This is a genomic window from Streptomyces sp. PU-14G (genome assembly GCF_041028275.1).
Classification (GTDB): Bacteria; Actinomycetota; Actinomycetes; order Streptomycetales; family Streptomycetaceae; genus Streptomyces.
In genome coordinates, this window is record NZ_JASKYT010000244.1 from 1 (window position 1) to 10,390 (window position 10,390).

At 70.8% G+C, this 10,390-nt stretch carries 8 protein-coding genes; 5 read left to right on the forward strand and 3 right to left on the reverse strand.

Going from position 1 to position 10,390, the window contains the following annotated elements:
- Positions 1 to 301: 301 nt before the first annotated feature.
- Positions 302 to 1,309, reverse strand: coding sequence for an ABC transporter ATP-binding protein (locus tag AB8Z75_RS24170; RefSeq protein WP_369205375.1), 1,008 nt, complete (start codon positions 1,307 to 1,309; stop codon positions 302 to 304).
- Between the two features lie 146 nt (positions 1,310 to 1,455).
- Positions 1,456 to 2,769: an NYN domain-containing protein gene (locus AB8Z75_RS24175; protein WP_369205387.1), complete on the reverse strand. Its 1,314-nt coding sequence runs from the start codon at positions 2,767 to 2,769 to the stop codon at positions 1,456 to 1,458.
- 255 nt (positions 2,770 to 3,024) lie between these two features.
- Between AB8Z75_RS24175 and AB8Z75_RS24180 the strand changes: the two genes are divergently transcribed.
- On the forward strand, positions 3,025 to 3,189 hold the full coding sequence (locus AB8Z75_RS24180; RefSeq protein ID WP_369205377.1) for a hypothetical protein: 165 nt from the start codon (positions 3,025 to 3,027) through the stop codon (positions 3,187 to 3,189).
- A gap of 85 nt (positions 3,190 to 3,274) precedes the next feature.
- On the opposite strand, the gene dnaE is transcribed toward AB8Z75_RS24180, so the two are convergent.
- A complete protein-coding gene (dnaE, locus tag AB8Z75_RS24185) occupies positions 3,275 to 6,817 on the reverse strand; it encodes a DNA polymerase III subunit alpha (RefSeq protein WP_369205379.1) in 3,543 nt (1,180 codons plus the stop codon).
- 216 nt (positions 6,818 to 7,033) lie between these two features.
- Here dnaE and AB8Z75_RS24190 point away from each other — a divergent pair, with 216 nt between their 5' ends.
- The 4 genes from AB8Z75_RS24190 to AB8Z75_RS24205 all read left to right on the forward strand — a co-directional run.
- The gene (locus AB8Z75_RS24190; protein ID WP_369205381.1) at positions 7,034 to 8,362 is read left to right on the forward strand and encodes a DUF2252 domain-containing protein; all 1,329 of its coding nucleotides are present in this window, start codon (positions 7,034 to 7,036) and stop codon (positions 8,360 to 8,362) included.
- 220 nt (positions 8,363 to 8,582) lie between these two features.
- Entirely contained in the window at positions 8,583 to 9,284 is a 702-nt protein-coding gene (locus tag AB8Z75_RS24195; protein WP_369205383.1) for a hypothetical protein, read from the forward strand.
- A gap of 54 nt (positions 9,285 to 9,338) precedes the next feature.
- Positions 9,339 to 10,103, forward strand: a complete 765-nt coding sequence (locus tag AB8Z75_RS24200; RefSeq protein WP_369205385.1) for a thioredoxin domain-containing protein — start codon at positions 9,339 to 9,341, stop codon at positions 10,101 to 10,103.
- 119 nt (positions 10,104 to 10,222) lie between these two features.
- Positions 10,223 to 10,390, forward strand: a 168-nt coding sequence (locus AB8Z75_RS24205) for a transposase (protein WP_369205389.1), incomplete at its 3' end; no start/stop codon positions are given.

The following is a 10,390-nucleotide window of genomic DNA, read 5'->3' on the forward strand; positions in this document are numbered from 1 at the left end:
GGGCTCCGCCGGGGCGAGGGGGGACGCCGTCGCCCCTCCGGGCGACGGCACCGCGCCGTCGGGTTCCGTCGGCGCCGGCGCGGTCTCGTCCGTGTCCCGGTTGTCCGTCGTGGCCGCCGTCGTCCTCATCCGAGCTCGCTCCTGACATGCCGCCCGCCGGGCCGCTTCGTCCCGTGCCGCATCGTTGTGCCGTCTTCCGCCCGCGCGGCGTACCACCCACGCCGGGCCACGTGTCCTGGCGGCTTCCCGCCTGCCGCCGGTGCGCGCCTTTGACCGTCGCGGGCGGTGCGGGCCGGCGGCGTCATGCCTTCACCAGACCCTCGGCACCGCTCTGGCCTGCCGAGCGGCCACCGAGCGCCACATAGACGTCCTCCAGGCTGGGGGTGGCGAGCCGGAAATCGTCCAGGGCGGGGAAGGCGGGGCCGCCGGTGACCAGTGTCACGGCCTCGCGGGCGCGTGCGGGCGGCAGGCGGAGGGTCCAGCGGCGCCCGGAGACGGCCGCCTCGGCGGCGAGCGCGGCGATGCCCGGGAGCTCCACGGGAGCCCGCTCACGCCACAGCAGCTCCAGCCGCACCTCGTCGCCGACCGTGGCCTTGAGGCCGCCCGGCGTGTCGCAGGCGATCACCCGGCCCCTGTCCAGCACGGCGACACGGTCGAGCACCGTCTCGGCCTCGATGACGTTGTGGGTCACCAGCAGCACCGTCGCGCCGCGCTCGGCACGTCGGCGGTCGACGGCGGCCCACACCGCGCGCCGGGCGTGCGGGTCCATACCGGTGGTCGGCTCGTCCAGCACCAGCAGCGGCCGGTCCCCCACCAGCGCGGTCGCCACGCACGCCAGCCGCCGCTGCCCGCCCGACAGCTTCTTCAGGGCGCGGCCCGCCAGCTCCTCGAGCCCCAGCTCCGCCAGGATCTCGTCGCGAGCGGCCCGCGCCGCGGGAAGCGGCATCCCGCGCAGCCTGGCGGTGGTCTCGGCGGCGAGGGAGACGGTCAGCTCGTCGAGCGCGGTGGACTCCTGGCCCAGATACGCCAGCAGCCGCGCGGCACGCTCGGGGTGGCGGACCAGGTCGTGGCCGAGCACTTCGACGGCGCCCGCGTCGGGCCGCAGCAGACCGGTCAGCTGCCGTACGAGGGTCGACTTGCCGGCGCCGTTGGGGCCGAGCAACCCGAAGATCTCTCCGCGGCGCACATCGAGGCACACCTCGTCGGTGGCGCGTACGGCGGGCACCGCGGGCGTCCCGCGCCGGGCCCGCACCGCCGGGTACGTCTTGACGAGGCCCTCGACTCGCACGGCGGGCACGGGCTCACCCATGCGCGTCCTCGCGCCTGTCACCGAGCTGTCCTCCGCCCGCCGTGTGCCCGTATCCACGACCTATGAGGGTACGCGTCCCGGTTCCACCGCTCCGTTCCGGGCCCACTGTCGCCGGGGGCGGGCGCCGAGCCCGCCGGTTGACGTGCTCAGTCGGCGGCCGGGGTGCCCTGCGGGTGTTCGGCCGAGGCCCCGGTGCGGGCGTCGACCTCCCGCCAGAAACCCGCACGGATCGCGTAGCGGTCGTGTTCGTCGATCTGGTCGTCCTTGTGTGCCAGCAGCCCGAACCGTGCGGCGTAGCGCAGCAGTTCCCCGTCGATGCGGTGCGGAATGCGCGGGTACTCGCCCGAGAGCCGGCCCAGGGGCACGTCGTTGGTCAGCCGCTCGATCCAGCGGCGCGCGAACACCTGCCCGACCTCGTAGGGGTCACCGCTGACCGCCGTGATGTCCTCCTCGCGGTCCGCCCAGCGCTGCTCGGCGGAGGTGAGCTGGGCCAGCATGGGCAGCGCCGCCGTCTCCGGCGGCTCGGCCGCCGCCCGCTCGACCCAGCCCCGGTCCGATGACCAGCGCAGCGTCGCCGCCGGCGGCGGTCCCGGCACCGCCCCCGCGTGGTGCCCGTGCCGGCCGAGGTCCGCGAGATCCTTCGGCGTGGGCACCCCCTCGGCGCGGTGCGGCGCGCCGCCGGGCCCGGGGTCCTCCTGAGCCGCCTTGGCCTCCGTCTCGGACTGCGGCTCGGGGCCGGCCGGTGCCGCACGCTCCTGCGACCCGGCGGGCTCCGGCGCCCCGGCGGGTGGCGCGGGGGCACGGCGTTCGTCCGGGCCGTCCCCGTTCTTGGCGGTCTCCGGCAGCGGTGCGGCCAGGATGGCGGCGATCTCCGGGCGCGGCGCGGGCTGCGGCGCACAGGCGCCGCTCAGGTCCTTGGCCCGCACGACCGGTGTGATCCAGGTGCGGTCCAGCACCCGCCGCTCGTCCGCCTCCGCGACCAGGTCCTCGGACTGGTTGTAGTCACCGTCCGCCGCCTGTACCGCCCACAGGTGGACGGCCACCCCGTGTTCCTTGGCGGACATCAGGCCCGGCAGCAGGTCGCCGTCGCCGGTCACGAGCACGATGTCGGAGCAGGCGCGGTTGCGGGCGAGCTCCGTCAGCTCGGCGTGCATGGCCGCGTCCACGCCCTTCTGCGCCCACCGCCCGTCGCTGCGGGTCAGCGCACCCAACCGCACCGTGACCCGTGGCATCACCCGGAGCCTGCGGTGCTCGGGTTGCGGCACGCGGTCGGGCGCGCCGTCGAACCAGTAGATACGCAGCAGAGCACACTGCGTGTCGGCCTCCGCCTGCCGGCGCAGGGCCTGGATCAGACCCGAGTGATCGACACTGATCCGGGAGCGGGTCGGCTCCCCCGCCAGCAGGCTGGCGGCGGCGCCCAGCAGATAACCGGCGTCCACCAGGACGACGCAGCGGTCCACGACGTTCCACCCACTCTCGGTCATGACCTACAGCCGAGGCCCTGCCTTCGCGTGCTGGCCGTTCCCCGTGTCCTTCGGGTCTGCTCCGAGTCTGCCCGACCGCACCGGGGTTATCAGCCCGACCTCGATCATCGGCGTGGCGCCGTCACCAACAACTCACTTTTGGTAATTGTCCGACATGCAGAGCTATTACCGATATGCAAGGCTGATTCGACAGACTGCGCACCGGGCGAACCACAGCCCCAGGAGGCAATCATGGCCAAGAACGCCAAGAAGGCAGATCGCCAACAGACCCGGCGACAGGGGCGCACGGCGGAGCAGCGGCAGCAGGAACAGGAGAGGGCTCGCGCCGACGACGAGAGGGCGACCACCGGCGACGTCTCCCGCAAGGGCAAGCAGCGCCGCTTCGGCCACAACTGAGCCACCGACCCTGCCCGTTGCTCGCTGCCCGGCGCTGCCCTGCCCGGCGCTGCCCGGAGGGCGCGGCCCCCCGGGCAGCGAGCGGCTAACCGGCCAGGCAGGAGGGGCCCAGGAGCTCCTTGAGGTCGCCGAAGAGGGCCGGGTCGGGGGTGACCCGGTGACGGTCGAGACGGAGCACCGTCGTCTTGCGAGCGCCCTGCAGGCGCACCCGGACCTCGCTGCCCCCGCGGTGCTGGGTGAGCACATACCCCAGCTTCTCCACCAGCGGCGGCGTCACCTTCACGGTCGGGATCGTGATGGTGATCGGCGCGGAGGCGGACGCCTCGCTGAGGTCGGGCACCAGCAGTTCCATGGCCACGAGCCGGGGCACGTCCTCCCGCTTGTCGAGGCGGCCCTTGACGAACACGATGGCGTCTTCCACCAGCTGTGTGGAGACCAGTTGGTAGGTGGCGGGGAAGAACATGCAGTCGATGGAGCCGGCCAGATCCTCGACCGTCGCGATGGCCCAGGCGTTGCCCTGCTTGGTCATCTTCCGCTGGAGGCCCGAGATGATGCCGCCGATGGTGACGATGGAGCCGTCCGAGTAGTCGCCGCCGGTCAGCTGGGCGATGGCCGCGTCGGCCTTGTCGTTCAGCACGTGTTCGAGGCCGAACAAGGGGTGGTCGGAGACGTACAGGCCGAGCATCTCGCGCTCCTGCGCGAGCAGGTAGGTCTTCTCCCACTCCTCTTCGGAGAACTGCACGTCGAGGCCGAAGCCGGGCCCGGAGTCCTCGGTGTCGCCGCCGAGGTCGCCGAAGAGGTCGAACTGGCCCTCGGCCTCCTTGCGCTTGACCTGCACCACGTTGTCGATCATCGGCTCGAACTGGGCGGTCAGCCCCTTGCGGGTGTGGCCCATCTCGTCGAAGGCGCCGGCCTTGATCAGGGACTCGACGGTGCGCTTGTTGCAGACGACCGCCTCGACCTTGTCGAGGAAGTCGGGGAAGGAGGTGTACTTGCCCTTGGCCTTGCGGCACTTGACGATCGAGTCGACGACGTTCTGGCCGACGTTGCGCACGGCGGTGAGCCCGAAGACGATCGTGGTGTCGTCCTGGGAGGTGAAGTTCGCCTCCGACTCGTTCACGTTGGGCGGCAGGACCTTGATGCCCATCTTGCGGCACTCGTTGAGGTAGACCGCGGACTTGTCCTTGTCGTCGCGCACCGAGGTGAGCAGCGCCGACATGTACTCCGCCGGGTAGTTGGCCTTCAGGTAGGCCGTCCAGTAGGTGACCAGGCCGTAGGCGGAGGAGTGCGCCTTGTTGAAGGCGTAGCCGGCGAAGGGCACCAGCACGTCCCAGACGGCCTGGATGGCGCCGTCGGAGTAGCCGTTGTCCCGCATGCCCTTCTGGAAGTTCACGAACTCCTTGTCGAGAACCTCCTTCTTCTTCTTGCCCATCGCGCGGCGGAGCAGGTCGGCCTGGCCCAGCGAGTAGCCAGCGAGCACCTGGGCGGCCTTTTGCACCTGCTCCTGGTAGACGATGAGGCCGTGGGTGATGTCGAGGACCTCCTTGAGGGGTTCCTCGAGCTCCGGGTGGATCGGGGTGACCTCCTGCTGGCCGTTCTTGCGCAGGGCGTAGTTGATGTGGCTGTTCATGCCCATCGGGCCCGGGCGGTAGAGCGCGGAGACGGCGGAGATGTCCTCGAAGTGGTCGGGCTTCATCATGCGCAGCAGGGAGCGCATGGGGCCGCCGTCGAACTGGAAGACGCCGAGGGTGTCGCCCCGGCACAGCAGCTCGAAGGTCTTGGGGTCGTCGAGCGGGAGGTCGAGGAGTTTGAGGTCGACGTCCTTGTTCTTGCGGATCATCTTGACCGCGTCGTCCATGATGGTGAGGTTGCGCAGCCCGAGGAAGTCCATCTTCAGCAGGCCCAGCGACTCGCAGCTGGGGTAGTCCCACTGGGTGACGACCGTGCCGTCGTTCTTCGGGGAGAAGATCGGCGCGTGGTCGATGACCGGCTCGCTGGACATGATCACGCCTGCCGCGTGCATGCCCATCTGGCGCACCAGGCCCTCGATGCCCATGGCGGAGTCGATGACCTTCTTGACGTCCGGCTCGTTCTCGTACATCCCCCGCACCTCGCCCGCCTCGCTGTAGCGGGGGTGGTTGGGGTCGGTGATGCCGGACAGCGGGATGCCCTTGCCGAGGACGTCGGCGGGCATGGCCTTGGTGATGCGGTCGCCCATCGCGTACGGGTAGCCGAGCACGCGGGAGGCGTCCTTGATGGCGGCCTTGGCCTTGATGGTGCCGTAGGTGCCGATCATGGCGACCTTGTCGGCGCCGTACTTCTCCGTCACGTACCGGATAACGTCGCCGCGCCTGCGCTCGTCGAAGTCGATGTCGACGTCGGGCATGGTGATGCGCTCGGGGTTGAGGAACCGCTCGAAGATCAACCCGTGGGTGACCGGGTCGAGGTCGGTGATGCCCATGGCGTAGGAGACGATCGAGCCCGCCGCCGAGCCGCGCCCCGGGCCGACCGCGATGCCGTTGTCCTTGGCCCAGTTGATGAAGTCGGCGACCACGAGGAAGTACCCCGGGAAGCCCATGTCGATGATGACCTTCATCTCGTAGTCCGCCAGCTCCTGGCGGTCCTGGGGGACGCCGTCGGGGTAGCGGCGGGCCATGCCGCGCCGCACCTCCTCCCTGAACCAGGAGATCTCGTCGTACCCCTCGGGCACGTCGAACTTCGGCATCAGGTTCTTCGGCTCGAACATGCCCTCGGTCTCGATGCGCTCGGCGACCAGGAGCTGGGTGTTGCGGCAGCCGGACTGCCAGGCGTCCGAGGAGTCGATGCCGTACATCTCCTCGGCGGACTTGAGGTAGTAGCCGGCGCCGTCGAAGCTGAAGCGGTCCGGGTCCGAGAGGTTGCTGCCCGTCTGGATGCACAGCAGGGTGTCGTGCGCCGCCGCCTCGCGCTCGTAGGTGTAGTGCGAGTCGTTGGTGACGATGAAGGGGGCGTCGATCTTCTTCGCGATCTCCTCCAGGCCCTTGCGGGCCCGCCGGTCGATCTCGATGTTGTGATCCATCAGCTCGACGAAGAAGTTCTCCTTGCCGAAGATGTCCTGGTACTCCCCGGCGGCCTTGAGCGCCTCGTCGAACTGGTCCAGCCGGATCTTGGTGCTCACCTCTCCCGAGGGGCAGCCGGTGGTCGCCAGCAGCCCGTCGGCGTACTCGGCGAGCAGCTCGCGGTCCATCCGGGGCTTGCGGAAGAAGCCCTCCAGGCTGGCGCGGGACTGGGCGCGGAAGAGGTTGTGCAGCCCGGTGGCGTTGCGCGCCCACATCGTCATGTGCGTGTAGGCGCCGTTGCCCGAGACGTCGTCCCGCTTCTGGTGGGGGGTGCCCCACTTGACCGGGCGGGTGTTCCTGCGGTGGTCGGGGGCGAGGTAGGCCTCGATGCCGATGATCGGGGTGACCCCGGCGTCCTTCGCGGAGTGGAAGAAGTCGTAGGCCCCGTGCAGATTGCCGTGGTCGGTCATCGCGATGTGCGACATGCCCATCTCGTTGCACGCGGCGAACATGTCCTTGAGGCGGGCCGCGCCGTCCAGGAGCGAGTACTGCGTGTGCACGTGCAGATGCGTGAAGGGCTGCTCACTCACGGCGAAGGCCACCTCCGGGTGCGGGTCTTTGGGGGCGAATGAGGAGTCTACGACCCGGCACCGACAGCCCGCCGACGAACCACCCGGTCCCCCCCGGCGGACACCCGGTCCCCCAGCGGACACCCGGCGGCGCGGCCGTACGCGCCGGGCACCCGCTCGCGCGGGCGTACGTTAGGCGGACAGCAGATCCACCGACCGCACCGACGGAGCGCACACATGACCAAGGCAGGCCAGGCAGCAGAGCGCGGCGAGACGATCCTGGAGGTCTTCGAGACGGCCTTCGGCGACCTCCTCGCCGCCGACCCGGCGGCCTTCCAGACGAAGTTCCGCAAGATGGCCGCCTCCGCCTTCGCCTTCTACCGCGGCACGGCCTGCCTCTTCTACGCCGACCTGCACGAGGGCAGGGACAGCGGCCCCTTCCTGAACGAGCGCACCAGCCGGGTGTGGATACACGGCGACCTGCACGCGGAGAACTTCGGCACCTACATGAACGCGCAGGGCCGCCTGCTGTTCAACGTCAACGACTTCGACGAGGCGTACGTCGGCCCCTTCACCTGGGACCTGAAGCGGTTCGCCGCCTCGGTGGCGCTGCTGGGCTACAGCAAGGCGTTCAGCGACACGCAGATCACCTCGTTGGTGACCACCTACGCCGACGCCTACCGCGACCGCGTCCGCGCCCTGGTCTCGGGCGCCTCGGAGAGCGAGCCGCCGGCCCTCACCCTGGACACGGCGCGCGGCCCCGTGCTGGACGCTCTGCACTCCGCCCGTGCGAACACCCGTTTCGGGCTGCTGGGCACCATGACCGAGATCCGCGACTGGGAGCGCCGCTTCACCCCCGGCGGCGGCTCCATCGAGCTGGACAAGGAGACCCGCGAGACGGTCCTGGAGGCCTTCGACGCGTACCTGGAGACGCTGCCGCGCCACGAGGGCCGCGAGCGGCACGGCGCGCACCGGGTCAAGGACGTGGTGGGGCGGCGGGGCATCGGCATCGGCAGCGCGGGCCTGCCCTCGTACAACATCCTGCTGGAGGGCCACAGCGACGCGCTGGAGAACGACCTGGTCATCTACATGAAGCAGGCGCAGACCCCGGCCGTCTCGCACCACATCACCGACCAGGCGGTGCGCGACTACTTCCGGCACGAGGGGCACCGTACGGTGATCTCGCAGCGCGCCCTCCAGGCCCACGCCGACCCGTGGCTGGGCTGGACCGAGCTGGGCGGAGCGGGCCAGCTGGTGGCGGAGGTCTCCCCGTACGCGGTGGATCTGGACTGGTCGGACCTGTCGGACCCGGAGGAGATCGGGCAGGTCACCGCCGACCTGGCGCGGGCGACGGCGACGATGCACGCGGCGGCGGACGAGGCGGAGAGCGGCCACAGCCTGGTGCCGTTCTCCACCGAGCAGGCCATCGACGAGGCGATCTCGCAGGACGAGGCCGGCTTCCGCGAGATGCTGGTGGACTTCGCGCACTCCTACGGCGCCACAGCCCGCCGCGATCACCAGATCTTCGTCGACCTGTTCCGCAACGGCCGCATCACCGGGGTCTGAGCCGACGGCCGCGCCGCCGGGGCTCCGAGCCGACGGCCGCGCCGCCGGGGCTCCGAGCCGACGGCCGCGCCGCCGGGGTCTGCGACCCGGCGAGCCGCCGGTGGCGCCCGGGCACCAATCCGGGCGTGCGGAACATCCCGGGCGCCCGGCGGCCGGTGACGCGGACGGGTTCGCGACCTTTAGGGACCGCTTACGCGTCCTCGTGGCACACTCGGTCACCATGGGTGCGGTAGGCATACGAACGGCGCGGGCGGGGCTCTTCACGGCCCTGTGCATCGCGCTGTCCTGCGGCTCCCACGTGCTGCTCTCCGGTGCCCCCGTCCCGCTCCGCCCGCTGCTGGCGGTCTCGGCTCTCGTCTTCGTCCTGGCGTTCGCCCTCGCGGGCCGGGAACGCGGCTTCGGGCGGATCGCCGCCGGACTGGTCCCGCTGGAGCTGGCGGCCGACACGGTCTTCACCACCGGGCAGCACGCCTGCTACGGGCAGGCCGGCGGCCCGGTGACGGGTCCGCTGCGCTCCGTGGGCGTGGATCTGCTGTGCGGCGGCGGCAACGTCGGCACCCCGCTGGCGCGGATGGCCGCGCGCGGCGTGGACACCGGCGCGTATCCGCTGGGCGTCCACGGCGTGCCCGGTGCCGCGCTGCCGTGGCTGCTGCTGGCCGCGCACGTGTGCGTGGGTCTGCTGGCCGCCCTGTGGCTGCGGCGCGGCGAGGCGGCCCTCGCCCGGCTGCTGCGGGCGGTCGCCGCCACCGCCTTCCGCCCGCTGTGGTGCGCAGTGGCCGCCTGCCACACCGCCTCGGGCGGTACGGGGCCGGCCCGGCTCCCGCGCCCGCGCCCCGCTCCCGGTCCCTGTGCGCTGCCGCTGCTGACGCACTCCGTGCACCGTCGCGGCCCGCCCGCGCTCACCGCCGCCCTGGCGGCCTGAGCACGGTCGGGTTTCCTTTCGCGTACGGATATCACGGAGAAGAGAAGAACACTCATGAGCAAGCGCAACAGCCCCGAAGCCAAGCGTGCGGCCCGCGAGCGGCTGCGGGTCGAGCGGGAGAAGCAGGCCAAGAAGGAGCGGACGCGGCGGCAGCTGCTGGTCGCGCTGACGGTGGTCGGTGTGCTGGTCGTGGTGGCCGGTATCGGCATCGCCGTCGCCAAGCTGAACGGCAAGGACTCCAGCGGTGACGACATGGCCGTCACCACGGGCGGCGCCAAGGCCGAGAAGACCATCGACGTCTACGAGGACCTGCGCTGCCCGGCGTGCGCCAGCTTCGAGCAGGCCATGGGCGAGCAGCTGCAGAAGGGCGCGGACGACGGCAAGTTCAAGCTGCGCGTCCACCTCGGCTCGATCATCGACGACAACATGGGCGGCTCAGGATCGAAGAACGCCGCCCGAGCGCTGGGGGCCGCCAAGGCGGTGAGCATGGACGCGTTCGTCGAGTACAAGCACCAGCTGTTCTCGAAGAAGTGGCACCCCGAGGAGCAGGACGACAAGTTCGCCGACAACGCCTACCTGCTCAAGGTCTCCGACGAGGTCCCCGCGCTGAAGGACAACAAGAAGTTCGAGAAGGCGGTCGAGTCCAAGAAGTACAACAAGTGGGCCAAGGACATGATCGCCAGCTTCAACGGCGCCGAGATCCAGGGCACTCCGACCGTCAAGATCGACGGTGAGCAGGTGCAGCCGCAGGACCTGCCGGGCAAGCTCAAGGACATGGGTGTCGACGTGAAGACGGGCGGCAAGGAAGAGAAGAAGTAACGCACCGGCGCCGCGAGGGTGTTCTTCGCCCTCGCGGCGCGGGTCGAGGGGCGGACGGCCTAGGCCGTTTCTGATGGCTCTTGGTGGTGGATCGGTGTGGTGCGGGGCAGGTGTCCTGCATGGTGCGACGGCATGAGCTGAGTGATGCGCAGTGGCAGAAGATCGAGCCGTTATTGCCGGTCAATGGCAGGCCAGGTGGGCAGTGGGCCGATCACCGGAGGGTGATCAACGGGGTGCTGTTCCGTGCCCGCACGGGTGTGCCCTGGCCTGACCTGCCCGAGCGGTAC

Bases quoted from the DNA above. Each gene is read 5' to 3' on its own strand.
- AB8Z75_RS24170 (WP_369205375.1), bottom strand. From the start codon at position 1,309: ATGGGTGAGCCCGTGCCCGCCGTGCGAGTCGAGGGCCTCGTCAAGACG.
- AB8Z75_RS24195 (WP_369205383.1), top strand. From the start codon at position 8,583: ATGGGTGCGGTAGGCATACGAACGGCGCGGGCGGGGCTCTTCACGGCC.
- AB8Z75_RS24200 (WP_369205385.1), top strand. From the start codon at position 9,339: ATGAGCAAGCGCAACAGCCCCGAAGCCAAGCGTGCGGCCCGCGAGCGG.
- AB8Z75_RS24180 (WP_369205377.1), top strand. From the start codon at position 3,025: ATGGCCAAGAACGCCAAGAAGGCAGATCGCCAACAGACCCGGCGACAG.
- AB8Z75_RS24190 (WP_369205381.1), top strand. From the start codon at position 7,034: ATGACCAAGGCAGGCCAGGCAGCAGAGCGCGGCGAGACGATCCTGGAG.